13 protein-coding genes are annotated in these 18,134 nt (G+C 45.1%); 2 read left to right on the top strand and 11 right to left on the bottom strand.

Annotated features, from left to right (window positions below; translation table 11 throughout):
* Positions 1-48: 48 nt before the first annotated feature.
* From GO495_RS10260 to GO495_RS10210, 11 genes are all read right to left on the bottom strand, one after another.
* Entirely contained in the window at positions 49-1,530 is a 1,482-nt protein-coding gene (locus GO495_RS10260) for a xylulokinase (RefSeq protein ID WP_157299587.1), read from the bottom strand.
* A 93-nt stretch (positions 1,531-1,623) separates the two neighbouring features.
* Positions 1,624-3,303, bottom strand: a complete 1,680-nt coding sequence (locus GO495_RS10255; protein WP_157299586.1) for a sodium/sugar symporter — start codon at positions 3,301-3,303, stop codon at positions 1,624-1,626.
* A gap of 118 nt (positions 3,304-3,421) precedes the next feature.
* A complete protein-coding gene (locus GO495_RS10250) occupies positions 3,422-4,528 on the bottom strand; it encodes an NAD(P)/FAD-dependent oxidoreductase (protein WP_157299585.1) in 1,107 nt (368 codons plus the stop codon).
* Positions 4,529-4,530: 2 nt separating this feature from the next.
* Complete coding sequence (locus tag GO495_RS10245; RefSeq protein WP_157299584.1) at positions 4,531-5,487, bottom strand: NADP-dependent oxidoreductase; 957 nt, start codon at positions 5,485-5,487, stop codon at positions 4,531-4,533.
* Between the two features lie 305 nt (positions 5,488-5,792).
* Positions 5,793-7,049 (bottom strand): threonine ammonia-lyase IlvA, encoded by a 1,257-nt coding sequence (ilvA, locus tag GO495_RS10240; RefSeq protein ID WP_157299583.1) that lies wholly within the window; start codon positions 7,047-7,049, stop codon positions 5,793-5,795.
* Between the two features lie 76 nt (positions 7,050-7,125).
* Entirely contained in the window at positions 7,126-8,169 is a 1,044-nt protein-coding gene (gene ilvC / locus GO495_RS10235) for a ketol-acid reductoisomerase (protein WP_157299582.1), read from the bottom strand.
* Positions 8,170-8,242: 73 nt separating this feature from the next.
* Entirely contained in the window at positions 8,243-8,833 is a 591-nt protein-coding gene (gene ilvN / locus GO495_RS10230) for an acetolactate synthase small subunit (RefSeq protein ID WP_157299581.1), read from the bottom strand.
* Between the two features lie 11 nt (positions 8,834-8,844).
* Complete coding sequence (gene ilvB, locus GO495_RS10225) at positions 8,845-10,599, bottom strand: biosynthetic-type acetolactate synthase large subunit (protein WP_157299580.1); 1,755 nt, start codon at positions 10,597-10,599, stop codon at positions 8,845-8,847.
* Entirely contained in the window at positions 10,565-12,244 is a 1,680-nt protein-coding gene (gene ilvD, locus GO495_RS10220; RefSeq protein ID WP_157299579.1) for a dihydroxy-acid dehydratase, read from the bottom strand. The genes ilvB and ilvD overlap by 35 nt, the downstream gene beginning before the upstream one ends.
* A gap of 344 nt (positions 12,245-12,588) precedes the next feature.
* Positions 12,589-13,494, bottom strand: coding sequence for a branched-chain amino acid transaminase (locus GO495_RS10215; RefSeq protein ID WP_157299578.1), 906 nt, complete (start codon positions 13,492-13,494; stop codon positions 12,589-12,591).
* Between the two features lie 391 nt (positions 13,495-13,885).
* The gene (locus GO495_RS10210) at positions 13,886-14,788 is read right to left on the bottom strand and encodes a sugar phosphate nucleotidyltransferase (RefSeq protein ID WP_157299577.1); all 903 of its coding nucleotides are present in this window, start codon (positions 14,786-14,788) and stop codon (positions 13,886-13,888) included.
* Positions 14,789-14,978: 190 nt separating this feature from the next.
* Between GO495_RS10210 and GO495_RS10205 the strand changes: the two genes are divergently transcribed.
* Both GO495_RS10205 and GO495_RS10200 read left to right on the top strand, forming a co-directional pair.
* Entirely contained in the window at positions 14,979-17,282 is a 2,304-nt protein-coding gene (locus GO495_RS10205; protein WP_170302656.1) for a family 20 glycosylhydrolase, read from the top strand.
* On the top strand, positions 17,263-18,123 hold the full coding sequence (locus GO495_RS10200; protein WP_157299575.1) for a 1-aminocyclopropane-1-carboxylate deaminase/D-cysteine desulfhydrase: 861 nt from the start codon (positions 17,263-17,265) through the stop codon (positions 18,121-18,123). Before GO495_RS10205 ends, GO495_RS10200 begins: the two co-directional genes overlap by 20 nt.
* Positions 18,124-18,134 lie beyond the last annotated feature (11 nt).

The following is an 18,134-nucleotide window of genomic DNA, read 5'->3' as shown; positions in this document are numbered from 1 at the left end:
TTCGTTTTTTGATTCCAACGTGTATGTGTATGTGTAGCTGTGTGTCAGCTATTGTATAATGTGTGTCAGTCCTTCCAGCCATTGCTGGTATATCTCTGCATATTCTTTTTGCAGTTTGGCATCCGGTTCTACAGTAGCGAGGCATTCCATGCCTTTGAACGCATCTTCTTCTTTATAACATCCGGCTCCTATACCGGCAGCACGGGCAGCTCCCTGAGCGCCGTCTGTATTATATAATTCGATTACCACGTCCGCTGTATTGGCAAACACCTCACGGAAAAGTGGGCTCAGGAACATATTTGTTTTCCCTGCCCTTACGCGGTGAATCTGTAATCCCATGTCTGTCATGATATCCATCCCGTATTTAAGGGCGAATACAATGCCTTCCTGGCCAGCACGCAGGAGGTGCTCACGACTGTGGATATTAAAGTTCAGTTTATTGAAAACAGCACCGGTATCCTTGTTGGCAAGGATGCGCTCTGCACCATTTCCGAAAGGATAAATCTGTAATCCACGGGAACCCGCAGGTGCTTTCCCGGCTAATACGTTCATCTCATCATAACTCATATTGCCGGTCATCTGCCGCAACCAGCTATTGAGAATGCCAGTACCGTTCAGACACATCAGCACACCATTACGTGGCGCTTTCTCTGTATCATTCACGTGTACAAAAGTGTTTACCCTGCTTTCATTATCGAAAGCGATCCTGTCATGCACAGCATACACCACACCGGACGTACCGGCAGTAGTAGCTGCTTCTCCGGGTTTCAGTACGTTCAGAGAAAACGCATTGTTTGGCTGATCGCCTGCACGGTAAGTAACCGGTGTACCAGCTGCCAGTCCTAATAAAGACGCCGCCGCTGCCGTCACTTTTCCCTGCAAACCAAAAGTGGGAACAATATCAGACAACAGGCTCTGATTGATATTATAATGTTTGAGTAATACCTGTGACGGTTCTCTGCTGGTGAAATCCCAGAAAATACCTTCCGATAAACCGGAGATGGTCGTTGCCGCATCACCAGTCAGCCGCATCGCAATAAAATCGCCAGGCAGCATTACCTTATGAATACGGGCATACGTCTGTGGTTCGTACTGCTGTACCCAGCGCAGCTTTGATGCGGTAAAGTTACCGGGAGAGTTCAGTAAATACTGCAGGCTCCAGTTATGACCCAGGCTATCGAATGCTTCGTTGCCTATTTCCACTGCACGACTATCACACCAGATGATAGAAGGGCGCAGCACCTGCTGGTCTTTATCCACACAAACCAGTCCGTGCATCTGGTAGGCAATGCCTATACCCGCCACCAGCGTTGCATCAAAAGCATGTTGCTGCTTTAGCATGTGCGTAGCGTTCTGTACTTCTTTCCACCACAGTTCAGGGTCCTGTTCTGCCCATCCGGCTTTCGGCGCCTGCATGGGCATTTCCTGGGCCGGGCTCACCGCTGTTGCCAGGCATTTGCCTGTTTCAATGTCCATTAAAGCGGCCTTCACTGAAGAAGAGCCTATATCATAACCAATCGTATATTTCATATTACAAAGCCTCACATGGTTAGTTAAATCTATAAACAGGAAACTCCTTACGAAGTTTCCTGTTTATAACCAATATATTAATCCATTTATATTCTACCAGTATGCTGCATACAATGCGATCAGGATACCGCAGATAAGAATAGCGATTACCGTAAAAGCAGTGGATGTTCTGAACATGGAAGCGTCCACTTCCAGTCCTTTAGGTCCACCTGCGGCAACAACACGTTTAGGGGAGATCAGTGAAATCAATATCATACCAATCACACAGAAGACAAATACAATACCCATACGGTCGAGGAATGGTATTTCAAATACCCCTGCAGCATTAGGTGCTGCAAATCCAATACCGCTCAGGCCAGAAAGATCTACCGCATCTGGCAGGAACTTCAGCACGAAAGAAAGAATTACCCCGCCGATCATCGCAAATAATGCGGCAGATGGTGTAGCCCGTTTCCAGAAGAAGCCCAGTACAAACATGGCAAATATGCCCGGAGAAACGAAACCAGTATATTCCTGAATAAACTTGAATCCACCTTTTTCTATACCGAGGAAAGGAGAGATCACGATGGCCAGTATCATAGCGATAACAACCACCCAGCGGCCTACGTTTACAATTTCCTTTTCATTGGCTTTTCTGTTGAAGATCTCCTTATAGATATCCAGAGAGAAGATTGTAGAGATACTGTTTGCCTTACCAGCCAGAGAAGCCACGATCGCAGCAGTTAATGCAGCAAAGGCCAGCCCCTTCATACCTATTGGCAACAGGTTCATTAACACCGGATAAGCATTATCCTGGTTCACTACTCCTTCTTTGAGCATTTCGGTCTGGAACATTCCCTGTTGATGCAGTACATAAGCTGCAATACCAGGTAATACTACAATCACAGGCATGAGGAGTTTGAGGAAACCGGCAAACAGCAAACCACTGCGTGCAGTTTTAAGATCCGCTCCCAGTGCGCGTTGTGTGATATACTGGTTACACCCCCAATAGTTCAGGTTCACAATCCACATACCACCTACCAGGATCGTTAACCCCGGCAAATCCAGATAATGTGGGTCATCCTTTTTTAAGATCATATGGAAATGATCATTGGCGTGCTGTGTTAACAGGTGGAACCCTTTAATAACTCCGGTTTCACCAAAATGTTCGGAAACCAAAGTCAGCGCCAGGTAAGTAGTTGCCAAACCACCCAGGATCAGGAAGAACACCTGGATTACATCTGTATAACCAATCACTTTCATCCCTCCCAGTGTAATGAATACGGCAAATATGGCCAGTAAACTCATACAGAGATAGAAATTAATGCCGGAAATAGTGTTGATAGCCAGTGCTCCAAGATAAAGGATAGAGGTCAGGTTCACTATTACATACAATAACAGCCAGAACACCGCCATGATCGTACTTACCGTTTTATTATACCGCGTCAGCAGGAACTGCGGCATAGTATAAATCTTGTTCTTGAGATAGATGGGAAGAAAAAACACCGCCACCACTATCAAAGTAGCCGCTGCCATCCATTCGTAGGTAGAAATAGCCAAACCGATGGCGAAACCGGAACCAGACATACCAATGAATTGCTCCGCAGAAATATTAGAGGCAATCAATGAAGCTCCGATAGCCCACCAGGTAAGGGAACCTTCCGCTAAGAAAAAGTCTTTTGAATCAGTTGTGCTCCGTTTTTTTTTCTGGTAGATATAGAAACCGTAACCGGCAACAATCACGAAATACACCAAAAAAACAACATAATCGAGGAATTGTAAGCTCTTTTGCATAAAATCAACGTGGTAAAAAGGAATTAATAAGCAATCAATATAGTAACATTTTTTATAAACGTAAAATTTACATTTAAAATTATAATATAGTCCGTGGAATAGCTAATTACTTTTGGCCTTATTGTAGTAGTAAATTAGCCAGTTGTTCTCCTACCGTGGAACCGATAGCCACGCCCATACCGCCCATACGCACGCCGAGTGCAATATTAGCAGAATATTTCCGGACCAGGGGTTTTCTGTTCGCCCCAAAAGCCATAATTCCGGTCCAGCGGTCTGCAATCGTAAAAGAATGACCAGGTAAGATGATATCACGCAGCCGGTATTCCAATTGCTGCTGTATTTCCTGGTTAAGATCGAATGAAGTAGTGGTTTCTCCGGCAAAATCGAGGTTACGTCCTCCTCCGAATAATACCCTGCCCTCCAGCTCGCGGAAATAATAATAACCTTCTTCCATATGGAATACCCCGCGGAAAGGCAGATCAGGGATCACACCGGTGATCAGTACCTGTCCCCTGCCGGGTTGCAGGTCCAGCTCCGGCAGCAGTTGCCGGGTAAACGCATTGGTACAGATGGCCAGGCCTTTGCAGGTAAAAGTAATATCCTTCACCGTTACATCCACTCCTGTTCCTGTATCTTCCATATGCGTGATGGCACAGCCGGTTTTAATCTCCACACCTTTACTGATGGCAATATCGATCAGGCAACGCATCATTTTGCCGGTATGCAGCTCTCCTTCATAATTGTTCTGTACCAGTGCCTTTACAAATCCGGTATTAAAGCCAAAATTGTTCTCCACGATCGTAAAGGCATCGCCTTCCAATACCGGCAACAGCAGGTTATTCATCCGCTGCAACTGTTGCAGGGCCGGTTCTTCAGCAGCGCTGATCAATTCATAACTACCCTGTTCCCGGTAGTCCATATTGGCATCTCCTATACGTTGCCTTAATAATTTCAGCCCGCGGCGGCGCATTTGTAACAGGCCTACTACTTCTGCTGCCGGCATGGTTTTTAAATCGGCCAGTAATTCGGTGAGGCTGCCAATACAGGCAAAGCCTGCATTTTTAGTGCTGGCTCCTGTAGGTAAGATCTCTTTCTCCAATACAAGGACCCGGGCATGAGGCGTCTGTTCTTTCAGACTGATAGCCGCAGATAATCCTACTATGCCGCTGCCGGCAACGATATAATCATATTGTAAAAGACTTTGTTTTTCCCAGAAACTGAGCATAGTTATACGGTTAACACTACTTTTCCGGTGACGTGATTAGACTCCAGCAGTTGATGGGCTTTAGTAACCTCTTTTAAAGGAAAGGTGCTGTCTATTTTTACTTTGATCTGTCCTGCAGACAATAAGGTGGCAATCTTTTCCATACGATCTCCATCTGGTCTTACAGACATCCATTTTACCTTTACGTCCTTTTCACGGGCTTTGGCAATAACAGCGGGATCATCTTTGTACATGCTGGGCAAGGATACCAGTATCCCTCCCGGTTTCAATATATCCAGAGAACGTAAGGCCGTCTCTCCCCCTATTCCATCTATCACTACATCCACCGGTTCAATGGTGCTTTCAAAAGCCTGTGTATGATAGTCAATAGCCACGTCCACGCCCAGCGATCGCAAAAACTCCTGGTTCCTGGCAGAAGCAGTACCCGCTACAAAACAACCTTTACATTTAGCCAGTTGCACGGCAAAATGACCTACTCCACCGGAAGCGGCATGCACCAATACTCTTTGTCCGGCTACAATTCCAGCCTGATCAAACAAGGCTTCCCAGGCAGTTAATGCTGCCAGTGGTGTAGCACCTGCTTCTATATTCGTGATATTTTTAGGAATGATGGCAAACTCATTTTCGTCTACTACGGTATATTGTGCATAGGCATTGCCCGGTTGCGGAAAGTTACTGAGGCCGAAGATACGGTCGCCCCGTTCGAATTTACTTACACCATCGCCCAGGCTCACTACTTCTCCTGCAATATCCCAGCCCAGTATGGCTGGCAAAGTGATATTTGCTGCGGCAACACCTTTTCCCATGCGGGTTTTATAATCCACCGGGTTTAATCCTGCGGCTCTTACTTTCACCAGTACCTGCCCTGCTGCCGGTAAAGGCACAGGCACTTTTTCAATCCTGAAGACTGTTGCCGCCCCAAAAGCCGGTAGCACAGCTGCCTCCATAAAATTACTCATATCCAATATTTTATTCAATGTAACGGTTTATTGTAATATGCTGTAATGAAGTTAAAGTATTTACTTTTTTATAACACGATGAGATATAAAAAAGGTAGTGACTTAGTTTGAATGTTATGACAATATAGATTGCCAGATGTTGTTGCTCATAAATATACTGGATCTGACTGTTTAGTTCTCTGATGTAGCTTTGGAATATGGGTTCAGGAGTTGTTTTTCAATTTAACTTCACCTGATATTCACGTAATCAAACACAGGCACTACCAAAAAAAAACCGGCTCTTTTCAGAAGCCGGTTTAAAGACGTTATACAAGATATCCGAACAGATCATCATCTTTATTGAGTTCTGTATAGTGGATATTGTATTTATTAAAGTTGGCGATCAGGATATCATAATCCTCTCTGTTCTTCAGCTCCACGCCTATCAGCGCAGGCCCCATTTCCTTATTATGTTTCTGTATAAATTCAAATCGTGTAATGTCATCCGTAGGCCCTAATACATCATTCACAAACTCTTTCAATGCACCGGGGCGTTGTATGAAACGGATAATAAAGTAATGTTTTAATCCTTCGTACAGCAATGACCGTTCTTTGATTTCCTGCATGCGATCGATATCATTGTTGCTGCCGCTTAGCACACATACAACGGTCTTGCCTTCAATTTCTTTTGCGAAATCTTCCAGCGCAGCCATAGACAAAGCGCCGGCAGGCTCTACTACGATCGCATCTTCGTTGTAGAGTCTTAATATAGTGGAACACACTCTTCCTTCCGGTACCAGGTGCATCTTACTCAGTACATCTTTGCAAATTTCGTAGGTAAGGTTACCTACTCTTTTAACAGCGGCACCATCCACAAACCTTTCTATTTCGGTGAGGGTAACTGGTCCGCCATTCTCAAGTGCCCTCAGCATGGAAGGCGCACCTTCCGGCTCTACACCAATAATTTTTGTCCTGGGACTGTACGTTTTAAAGTAAGTGCCTACGCCGGCGGCAAGGCCACCACCACCTACGGGAACAAATAAATAATCTATCTGTGCCTGATCTTCCAGTATTTCTACAGCCACGGTACCCTGTCCTTCAATGATTTTTGCATCATCAAAAGGAGGGATGAAAGTCATGCCATGCAATTTGGTAAACGCCTGGGCTTCTGCAGAGCAGTCATCAAAAGTATCTCCTACCAGTTTGATCTGAATATTATCACCACCGAACATGGTCACCTGGGTCACTTTCTGCCTTGGAGTAACGATAGGCATAAACACCACTCCCTGTATATCCATCTGACGGCATGCGTAGGCAAAGCCCTGTGCATGGTTACCGGCGCTGGCGCAGGTAACACCTTTAGCCAGTATTTCTTTATCCAGACTGCTGATCATGTTATAAGCCCCGCGCAATTTATACGAGCGTACAATCTGCATATCTTCTCTTTTCAGATAAATATCTGCATTATACCGGCGGGATAAGGTAGCACTATAGGAAAGTGGGGTACGATTAACCACCGGCTTTAACTTCACCGCTGCATCGAGGATATTGAGAGGATTTACACTTGTAATTACCTGGGACATATAGTTAAATTAAAAATGATCAATTACGGATGGAGAATGATTCCATCCGCAATTGATCATTATCGTTATGATTTTATTATGCGTTTGGACGCAGCTTTCTTACAGCCGCACCTGCCTGCCACATTTCGCTTTCGCGCAGTTCCTTCAGTTCTTCGTCCAGTTTAGCACGATAGTCAGGGGTACTGTTTGAAGCGATAGAGCGGGCAGCTTCTTTACCAGCCTTTACGCTTGCGTATAATTCTTCAAATACCGGTTGGCTGGCTGCTTTGAATTTCTTCCACCAGTCCAGCGCTCCGCGCTGTGCAGTAGTGGAACAGTTAGCATACATCCAGTCCATACCGTTTTCTGCTACCAGTGGCATCAGGGACTGTGTCAGTTCTTCAACCGTTTCGTTGAATGCTTCTGAAGGAGAGTGACCATTCTTGCGCAGTACTTCGTACTGAGCAGCGAAGATACCCTGGATAGCACCCATCAGGGTACCACGTTCGCCGGTAAGGTCGGAAGTAACTTCTTTCAGGAAGTCTGTTTCGAACAGGTAACCGGAACCAACGCCAATGCCTAAAGCAATAGCACGTTCGCGGGCACGGCCGGTTGCATCCTGGAAGATAGCAAAGCTGGAGTTCAGACCCTGACCAGCCAGGAACAGTCTGCGCAGGGAAGTACCGGAGCCTTTAGGAGCTACCAGGATCACGTCCACATCAGCAGGAGGTATAATACCAGTTTGTTCTTTATAAGTAATACCAAAACCATGGGAGAAATACAGGGCTTTACCTGCAGTCAGGTGTGGCTTTAAAGTAGGCCACAAAGCTATCTGGCCGGCGTCGCTCAACAGGAACTGAACGATAGTACCTTTCTTAGCAGCTTCTTCGATCTCGAATAGTGTCTGACCAGGAACCCAGCCATCAGCAACGGCTTTATCCCAGGTTTTAGATCCTTTACGCTGTCCTACGATCACGTTAAAGCCATTGTCTTTCAGGTTCAATGCCTGGCCCGGGCCTTGTACGCCGTAACCAATTACTGCTATCACTTCATTCTTCAGCACTTCTCTAGCCTTTTCCATGGGGAATTCTTCTCTGGTTACTACGTCTTCCAGTACCCCGCCAAAATTGATGGTTGCCATGTTTTGATAGTGTTTTTGTTGTTTTGTGCCGCAAGCCTTTAGCCGCGGGCTTTTGTTATTAAATTATTTTTGATCAGATACTTTCTTGTTCAGCTGTTACTGTGGAAGTGCTGCTGTAATCGGCCGGTGGCAGATTATCAGTATGCAGTCCGGCCAGCTCTTTCAGATGATCGTGGAAACGACGGCTCCATTTCACAATGGCCACCCTGCCGCTCTTTGAATATTCTATTAAACCATATGGCGCCAGCTTTTCCTGCAATGCAATCAGTTCGTGCTGATGACCGGTTTTTTCGATCACAAAATAGTCGTCCGTAATAGTGAGGATCCTCGCCTGGTTCTCACGAATCAGCTTTTCGATATTCCCGTTCTGTAATGATTTTGTAGAGATCTTATAGAGGGCCAGTTCCTGGTATACTACTTCATCTTCATCATGTACAAAAGCACGGTGTATTTCGATCAGTCTTTCAATCTGACCAACGATCTTTTCCAGCTTAGACCTTTCGGATAATACTGTGATGATGAATTTGTATACTCCGGGTATCTCAGTTTCAGCCGTAGTAAGGCTGGTGATGTTGATACGGCGGCGTGTAAAGATAACGGTGATACGGTTTGTGATACCGATCCTGTCTTCCGTATATACCGTTACTGTATATTCTTTTTCCATAGTGTTCTTGTTTAATCGAGCCTGATATTAGCTATCGGGGCGCCCGCAGGGACCATTGGGAATACATTACCTTCCTGTTCTACTACTACTTCCAGCAGGTACGCACCTTTGTGCGCCAGCATTTCGTCAATAGCAGCATCAATTTCTCCACGGGTGCTGACCTTCTTACCAGGGATATAAAATCCTTTGGCTATCTGCACAAAATCAGGATTGATCATCTCTGTAGATGAATAACGCTTATCATGGAACAACTGTTGCCACTGACGCACCATACCCAGGAAGTTGTTGTTGAGGATCACTATTTTCACACCTATTTCAGATTGATAAATAGTACCCAGCTCCTGTAAAGTCATCTGGAAACAACCATCTCCGATGATCGCTACCACTTCTTTTTCAGGTACACCTACCTTGGCTCCCATCGCTGCCGGTAAAGCAAAACCCATTGTACCCATACCACCTGAAGTGATATTGGTGTTCGGATCTTTAAAGCGATAGTAACGGGAAGCTATCATCTGGTGCTGACCCACATCTGTTACCAGTACTGCATGGCCACCTGTTTTTTCAGAGATCCTGCGGATAACTTCCGCCATCTTCAACTGATCACCTGTAGGATATAATTCAGGCTGAATAACCTTCTCCTGTTCCTTCTTATCTGCTTCTTTAAACTCCTGCAACCACTCGTCGTGTTTTGCCACATTTACTTTCGCTGTTAATGCTTTCAATGCTGTTTTAGCATCTGCATGTACAGGAACGTCTGCTTTGATGATCTTATGGATCTCCGCAGCATCTATTTCAATGTGGATCACTTTCGCCTGTTTGATATAATGTGATACATCACCGGTGATACGATCGTCAAAACGCATCCCTACAGCAATGACCACATCACATTCATTTGTCATGATGTTAGGCGCATAGTTACCATGCATACCCAGGTAACCTACATATAAAGGATGATCTACCGGAACAGCGGACAGTCCTAATAAAGTAGAAGCGATAGGTATCTGTGCTTTTTCAGCAAAAGCAATCAGTTCCTTTTCAGCGCCGGAGATCAGTACTCCATGACCACAAAGGATATACGGTTTCTTTGCACTGTTGATAAGTGCGGCCGCAGCGTCTATCGCAGCAGGGTCCAGTACGGGAACCGGGCGGTAACTGCGGATATAATCACATTTGCTGTATTCGTAGTCAAATTTGGCAGCCTGCGCATTCTTGGTGATATCTACCAGCACAGGGCCCGGACGGCCGCTGGCAGCTATGTAGAATGCTTTGGCGATAGCACCCGGAATATCTTCCGGACGTGTTACCTGTATGTTCCATTTTGTGATAGGCATGGTGATACCTATGACATCCGTTTCCTGGAAAGCATCTGTACCCAACAGGGCAGCAGCTACCTGACCGGTGATACATACCATTGGGGTTGAATCCATATAAGCATCTGCCAGACCTGTTACCAGGTTGGTAGCACCGGGGCCGGAAGTAGCGAACACCACCCCTACCTTACCGGAAGTACGCGCATATCCCTGGGCAGCATGTGTAGCACCCTGTTCATGGCGGACCAATATATGATGTACTTTGTCCTGGAAATCGTACAGGGCATCGTAAATAGGCATAATTGCGCCTCCGGGATAGCCGAAAATAGTTTCGACACCTTCTGCAATCAGCGAGCGGATCACGGCTTCGGAGCCTGAGATATTCAGTGTGTCCGCAGTCAGCTCGAACTTTTCAGTTGGCTTAGTCTTCATCGGTAACACATCCTTCTGTTGCATTTTTTACAAGTTTTGCGTACTTAAATAGGGTTCCTTTGGTTGCTTTCAGCGCAGGTTGTACCCATTTGGCCCTGCGTGCTGCCAGCTCTTCATTGCTCAGGTGCACATTAATCTTATTACTCACTGCATCTATTTCTATAATATCGTCGTCCTGTATCAGCGCGATGTTACCACCTTCCTGTGCTTCAGGCGTAATATGCCCTACCACGAAACCATGGGTACCACCGGAGAAACGGCCATCTGTGATCAGCGCCACACTCTTACCTAAACCCACACCCATAATAGCAGATGTTGGTTTCAGCATTTCAGGCATACCTGGCGCTCCCTTGGGACCTACCTGCCTGATCACCACTACGTCACCTGCTTTCACGCGTCCGCTGGTTATACCTGCGATCAGTTCAAACTCACCATCGAATACACGGGCAGGTCCTTTGAAACGTTCTCCTTCCTTACCGGTGATCTTAGCTACAGAACCCAGTTCAGCTATATTACCGTACAGCATCTGAATGTGACCGGTTTCTTTCAGCGGTGTTTCCAGCGCCCTGATAATGTCCTGTGTTTCGAATTCCAGGTCAGGTACGCTTTCCAGGTTCTCTGCGATCGTTTTACCGGTTACTGTCAGGCAGTGACCATGTAAAAAGCCTTTTTTCAGCAGGTATTTCATTACCAGGGGAACACCACCTATGTTGTGGAGGTCTTCCATCAGGTATTTACCACTTGGTTTCAGATCGGCTATCAGAGGTGTTTTATCGCTGATACGCTGAAAATCCTCTAACCCGAATTTCAATCCTACAGACTTTGCGATAGCGATGAAATGCAATACAGCATTAGTACTACCACCCAGTGCGATGATCACGGTAGCTGCATTTTCAAATGCTTCATACGTCATGATATCGGAAGGCTTGATGTCTCTTTCCAGCAGCAGGCGTATATATTTACCTGCTTCCTCACACTCTTTCTGTTTTTCCTTGCTAAGAGCAGGGCTGGATGAACTGTAAGGTAAGCTCATACCCAGCGCTTCTATCGCAGAGGACATGGTATTAGCGGTATACATACCACCACAGGCGCCAGCGCCAGGGCAGGAATGCATGATAATACCTTTATAATCTTCATCATCCAGGTTGCCGGCCATTTTCTGACCCAGTGCTTCAAACGCTGAAATGATGTTCAAGTCTTGTCCTTTGTATTTGCCAGGGGCAATTGTACCACCATATACCATGATAGAAGGGCGGTTTAAGCGGCCCATAGCCATCAGGGAACCGGGCATGTTCTTATCACAACCCGGAACGGTGATCAGCGCATCATAATATTGAGCGCCACAGACTGTTTCGATGGAATCTGCAATCAAATCGCGGCTGACCAGGGAATAGCGCATACCGGGTGTACCATTGCTCATACCATCGCTTACGCCAATAGTATGGAATGTAAGTCCGACCAGGTCATTAGCCCATACACCTTTCTTAACCTGTTGAGCCAGGTCATTGAGGTGCATATTACAGGTATTACCGTCGTAGCCCATGCTGGCAACGCCTACCTGTGCTTTCTTCAGGTCTTCTTCCGTTAAACCTATCCCGTATAACTGTGCCTGTGCGGCAGGTTGTGTAGGGTCCTGGGTGAGCGTTTTACTGTATTTGTTGAGTTCCATCTGTTGTAAAATTTCCTTATACCGGTTGTCTGTTAACCGATATGGTTAGTCATATTAAGTAGGATGCAAAATAGCGGTGAAATGAGGCAAGTTCCAAACCAACAATTACCGGTTAGCCGGTCTTCAAATCTGTCACATTTACGTCCAAATCCTTACTGGTACTGCATAACGTGATGCCAAAAATCCAAATTCCAAATATTTCATTCCCGCGGAAAAGTGGTCAGACAACTGGTAGTCGCCTGACCACCCACGGGTATCTTCTTATCTAAATTATATACAATACTGCCCCGGTTCCGGGTAAAACCCGGAAAATATGGCAACATTATGCACTGAACACCAGTAGCTTATGCTACTTTGGCCTCCTCACGTTTAAATTCTTTTTCCAGTACTTTAGCTTTGTAAGCCTGTTGCAATACTTTGCCCAGCGACTCTGCCCATGGTTTGCCAAATGCCTGACCATCCAATGCACCAAATCCAATCACTTCAGCAGCAGTACCACAGAAGAATGCAGCGTCTGCCTTCTTCAATTCTTCAATAGTGAACAGTTTCTCTTCCAGTGGGATACCCAGTTCTTTACACAGTTCAATCACTGTAGCACGGGTAATACCAGGCAGGATGTTTCCCGGAGGAGGAGTGAAAATCTTACCATCTTTTTCGAAGAAGATGTTTGCACCAGGACCTTCGGCCACAAAGCCATTCATGTCCAGCAGCAATGCTTCATCGAAACCTTTGTCCTTAGCTTCCTGCGAAGCCAGGATAGAGTTCACGTATAAACCGGCAGATTTAGATTCTATCTTAAATGCTTTAGGGTTCGGACGCTCGTAAGAAGAAGTCATTACATTCAGCAGCTTTTCACCCAGGTAAGCACCCCAGTCCCATGCACAGATCAGTACATGCGTTTCGCTGGCAGCTTTTAATGTCATGTTTGGCGGACAAAAAGCAAGCGGACGGATGTAGGCTTCCTGGAGATTGTTCAGTTCCAGTACTTTGTAACAAGCTGCGATCAACGCCTCATTATCAAAATGGTAAGGGATGTGGATCAATTCACATGAACGCTTGAATCTGTCAAAATGTTCCTTTGCCTTAAAGATCTTTACCTCTCCACTAGCTGTTTTGTAGGCACGTATGCCTTCAAATACCGCATAACCGTAATGTAAAGACTGACCATACAGGTCTGTAGTAGCCGCAGTGGCTTTTTTGAACTCTCCGTCAATGTAAAGAATGGTGTTCTCGTTGTAATAGCTATACATATAATTCAGATATTAGAAATCGTGTTTATACAGGCATAAAAAAATCGCCTTCCTTTTGTGGAGGAAGGCGATTGTTATCGTTAGTGATTGTACACAGTTCCCTATCCTCCAAATTGGTGGCTAATAATGACAACGACGATCACGACCAGTGTAATAGCCCAATTGAGCTCTGGTACGATTTGACTGATCTTATTGTTGTTCTTATTTACCCACATGGAGGTGTTCGTTTTTGCTTTTACAAAAGTATTGGTCGTTAAAGTAAAAAACAATACAATGAAAAAGATTTCGTCAATTCGCAAACAAATGTTCGCTTTTTGAAAATATTGAAATATAAGAGCGTTTCTTTAGATTAAATATGGATTTTGGCACATTTATTATAAATAATCCGAGCCTATTTCCACAGATTGTTTGGATATTCACCGCTCTCTACCAGCGCAGAAAGGCTCGTTTGTACTCCCGGAGCATCCTCTTTATAGGTTACACCGAACCATTGTGCCGCACATGGTAACACATTTACCACGCCCAGCTTGTTCTTTATAAAATGGTCTACAACGATCGGAATAAAGAATTCAGACTTAGGTTTATCCCCGTCTTTCTCCAGAAAATCCCTGAACAGCTGCTGGCTTAATTCAAATACAGACGGATGGAAACCCCAGAAGTTCATGGATACAGGCGTATTAGCATCCAATGGGTGTTTGCTGCCATCTGCATCTTCATATACGATCTGATCACCATCTTTATATACCTTGGTCCTTTCATTGATAGCTGCCAGGTTACCTGCTGCATCTGCCGCACATACCCCACGGGACACAGAACCGTGTTCGCTGATAGTTTTACCTAATTCATACCCTACAACGCTATATACTGCCGGTTTACATGCGCTATTGAGGAAAGCCGCCATCTTTTCAAAAGAATCACGGCCATAGAAGTCGTCTCCGTTAATTACTGCAAAAGGTTCATTGATAGCATCTTTCGCACATAATACGGCATGAGCGGTACCCCATGGTTTAGTACGGTCTGCAGGTACCGGATATCCGTTCAGGTAAGCGTCCATCTCCTGGTAAACATAATCCACTGCTACCCTGCCTTTCAGCTTGGGTTCGAAAATTTCCCGGAATTCTGCTTCGAAATCTTTACGGATAATAAATACGATCTTGCCAAAACCAGCCCTGATCGCGTCATAGATTGAGTAGTCGATAATGGTTTCTCCGCTGGGGCCAAACTGCTGTATCTGTTTCAAACTACCGTAACGGCTAGCCATACCTGCCGCTAAAATCAATAAAGTAGGTTGCATCTTTATGAGATTTTTTTAATTGTGATTATGTTGGATAGAGAAATTCCAAGGGCTAAATTTAATGATTAAAAGTATTTTCACACTTTCTTTTTGCTATCAGAGATCCTTTTAATGATTTATTAAAAGAGCCTGTAATATGAAGCCCGGGGCTACAAAGCTGCAAACTCCGTACCAAGTAAATATAACATCTATGAGAAAATTACTGTTATCAATTATAGCTGTGTTGTCATCTTTACATGGAATCGCACAATTAAAAACGGGAGATATTACTATTATTCCGGAACCTAAACTGCTAAAAGCCGTTCCGGGAAGCTTTGTGTTAAACGACCATGCCCTCATTCATTATAAAGGCAAAGCAGGAAAAACAACGGCAGAACTTCTGCAGTCCTTTTTAAAAAGTAACTACGAATTAACACTGGAAGTCAGCGATGGGCCTTTACCGAAACAACCATTACATCCTGTTATCAATCTCATAGAATCCACTACCGGCAAGCCTGAGTCATACGTCATGGAAGTCAATACCGGTACTCTTTCCCTGAAAGGAGATGCGGCAGGTTTATTTTACGGATTACAAACATTACATCAGTTATTACCCGTAGAAAAAAATACGACCATTCACGTTCCCGGAGTTCATATAGAAGATGAACCCCGCTTCGCTTACCGTGGACTGATGCTGGATGTGGGCCGTCATTTCTTCCCTCCTTCCTACATTAAACAGTTCATTGATGTAATGGCGCAATATAAGTTCAACCGCTTCCACTGGCATTTAACAGAAGATCAGGGATGGCGTATAGAAATAAAAAAATATCCGCGCCTGCAGGAAATCGCTTCCGTCCGCAAGGAAACAATAGTGGGGCATCATCGCTACAGTAGCGGCTACGATGGTCAGGCATATGGTGGATATTATACACAGGATGAAGTGCGTGATATTGTGAAATATGCAGCGGTACATAATATTACTATCATTCCTGAAATAGAGATGCCAGGACACTCACAGGCTGTATTAGCGGCCTATCCCGGCTTTGGGGTTACCGGCGGACCATATGCAGTGCGTGGTACATGGGGTGTTTCTACAGACGTGCTCAATCCTGCCAATGATTCTGTATATACTTTTTTAGAAGATGTACTAACTGAAGTAATGGAGCTCTTCCCCAGCAAGTATATTCATATAGGTGGGGATGAATGCCCTAAAGACCAGTGGAAAGCATCTGCACAGGTACAGGCGATGATAAAAAAATCAGGATTGAAAGATGAACATGCTTTACAGAGTTATTTCATACAACGCATTGAGAAATTCGTGAACAGCAAAGGACGTAGTATCATCGGCTGGGATGAGATCCTGGAGGGGGGCCTTGCGCCTAATGCTACTGTCATGAGCTGGCGTGGAGAAGAAGGTGGTATTGCTGCTGCCAAAGAAAAACATGATGTGATCATGAGCCCTAATACTTACCTCTACTTCGATTATTATCAGGGGCATCCTGCTACGGAACCCTTGAATGCTGGCGGTTATCTGCCTTTATCTACTGTTTATAATTACGAACCTTTACCGGCTTCTCTTACTGCTGAAGAACAGCGGTATATTAAAGGGGTACAGGCAAATATCTGGACAGAATTCATCCCCGATCAGGCAATGGTGGATTACATGACATGGCCGCGCGCCATGGCTTTATCAGAAACAGCATGGTCTCCTGCTGCCAAAAAGAACATAGGCAGGTTTTTAAAGAAGATGCCTGCGGAGTTAGAGAGAATGGAAAAAGAACATGTCAATTTCCGTATACCCGAACCTGTGGGATTGGAAAGTAAAATCACTACTGGTTTAAGTACTGTCAAATTAACAGCGCCGGTAAAAGGTGCGGCTGTTTATTATACTGTTGATGGAAGTAAGCCTGGTCTTAACAGCAAACTTTATACCCGGCCTGTTGCATTGCAGGTGCCTGCCAGCAGCGAAGTACAATTACAATGTATTGTGGTAACTCCTGCCGGTCGTAAAAGCCCTCTGTACAGTGCGACTTACGTAAATAAGGATTACCTGCCTGCCGTAAATGTAAATCCAGCTGTAAAGGGTGTACGCTTTGCCGTTAGTAACAATATCTCGTTAACACAAACAAAACAGATACCTGCAAAAGCAGACAGCACAGGTATTGTGCCCAACATAGAAATAAGGTCTTTTATCAACCAGGGTAAGGTAAACTTCGGTGTAACATTCGAAGGATATGTAAAGATAGATACTGATGGGTTATATGAGTTTCATGTAAACGCAGATGATGGGGCAGTTTTATATATTGATGATAATGTACTGATTGATAATGATGGTACGCATGCATTAACAGATAAAGCGGCTTTCATTCCTTTACGTAAAGGTTTTCATAAGATAAAGACGCTATACTTTAATACAGGAGATCTGAAATGGTTAGAAGTATTTATGTTTAAAGACGGAGAAAAAGTAAATTTGAATCCGATCCTGTTTAACCAAGATGAATTTCAATTACAGTAATATTGTTTTACAAGATATTTCACCTTCATGGCTGCCGGACAATATCCAGGCAGCCATGTTGCGTTTAGACCTGCTGCATCCGGAAGTTTCCGGCAACAAGTGGTTTAAGCTGAAGTACAATTTAGAGGCTGCCGGCAAACGTACTATACTCACCTTCGGCGGGGCTTATTCCAATCATATTGCAGCTACTGCCGCTGCCTGTAAACTGGCAGGTTTGCCCGCCATAGGTATCATCCGCGGGGAAAGACCGGCAAACCTCAGTCACACGCTTCAACAAGCTATCGCTGATGGCATGCAACTGGAGTTTATCAGCAGGGAAGCCTACCGGCAAAAAGGTACTACCAACTGGCATACACATTATCCTGATGCCCATATCATCCCGGAAGGGGGAAATAACGAAGCCGGGGCAAGGGGCTGCCGGGATATCCTGTCATTGGCAGATACCAGCTCCTTTACCCACATCCTCTGTGCTACGGGCACAGGCACTACCCTGGCAGGACTTATCAGCAGCGCTATGCCCCATCAGCAGGTACAGGGTTATGTAGTACTGAAAGGAGCGGAATATTTAAAAGAGCAGGTAGCGCAACTCACACAAGGCACCAACTGGCAACTGGTACATGATCATCATGGCGGGGGCTACGCTAAAACATCTCCGGAACTGATCAGTTTCATCAACAACTTCTACAGGGAAACAAAAATCCCTCTGGATGTAGTGTATACCGGTAAACTGGTCCGGGGGTTTAGTCAGTCCCGTTTCCCCCCGGGCAGCAAAATCCTCCTCATCCACACAGGCGGTTTACAGGGTAATCTGTCTCTAACTCCCGGTATTTTAACCTTTTGATAAGAAATATA

The organism is Chitinophaga oryziterrae (genome assembly GCF_009758125.1).
Taxonomy (GTDB): domain Bacteria; phylum Bacteroidota; class Bacteroidia; order Chitinophagales; family Chitinophagaceae; genus Chitinophaga; species Chitinophaga oryziterrae.
The sequence above is the reverse complement of the archived record's forward strand: the minus strand, read 5'-3'. Positions and strand labels throughout refer to the sequence as shown.

Excerpts from the sequence above, each read along its gene's own strand:
- GO495_RS10260 (WP_157299587.1), bottom strand. The coding sequence starts at position 1,530 with ATGAAATATACGATTGGTTATGATATAGGCTCTTCTTCAGTGAAGGCC.
- GO495_RS10255 (WP_157299586.1), bottom strand. The coding sequence starts at position 3,303 with ATGCAAAAGAGCTTACAATTCCTCGATTATGTTGTTTTTTTGGTGTAT.
- GO495_RS10250 (WP_157299585.1), bottom strand. The coding sequence starts at position 4,528 with ATGCTCAGTTTCTGGGAAAAACAAAGTCTTTTACAATATGATTATATC.
- GO495_RS10245 (WP_157299584.1), bottom strand. The coding sequence starts at position 5,487 with ATGAGTAATTTTATGGAGGCAGCTGTGCTACCGGCTTTTGGGGCGGCA.
- ilvA (WP_157299583.1), bottom strand. The coding sequence starts at position 7,049 with ATGTCCCAGGTAATTACAAGTGTAAATCCTCTCAATATCCTCGATGCA.
- ilvC (WP_157299582.1), bottom strand. The coding sequence starts at position 8,169 with ATGGCAACCATCAATTTTGGCGGGGTACTGGAAGACGTAGTAACCAGA.
- ilvN (WP_157299581.1), bottom strand. The coding sequence starts at position 8,833 with ATGGAAAAAGAATATACAGTAACGGTATATACGGAAGACAGGATCGGT.
- ilvB (WP_157299580.1), bottom strand. The coding sequence starts at position 10,599 with ATGCAACAGAAGGATGTGTTACCGATGAAGACTAAGCCAACTGAAAAG.
- ilvD (WP_157299579.1), bottom strand. The coding sequence starts at position 12,244 with ATGGAACTCAACAAATACAGTAAAACGCTCACCCAGGACCCTACACAA.
- GO495_RS10215 (WP_157299578.1), bottom strand. The coding sequence starts at position 13,494 with ATGTATAGCTATTACAACGAGAACACCATTCTTTACATTGACGGAGAG.
- GO495_RS10210 (WP_157299577.1), bottom strand. The coding sequence starts at position 14,788 with ATGCAACCTACTTTATTGATTTTAGCGGCAGGTATGGCTAGCCGTTAC.
- GO495_RS10205 (WP_170302656.1), top strand. The coding sequence starts at position 14,979 with ATGAGAAAATTACTGTTATCAATTATAGCTGTGTTGTCATCTTTACAT.
- GO495_RS10200 (WP_157299575.1), top strand. The coding sequence starts at position 17,263 with ATGAATTTCAATTACAGTAATATTGTTTTACAAGATATTTCACCTTCA.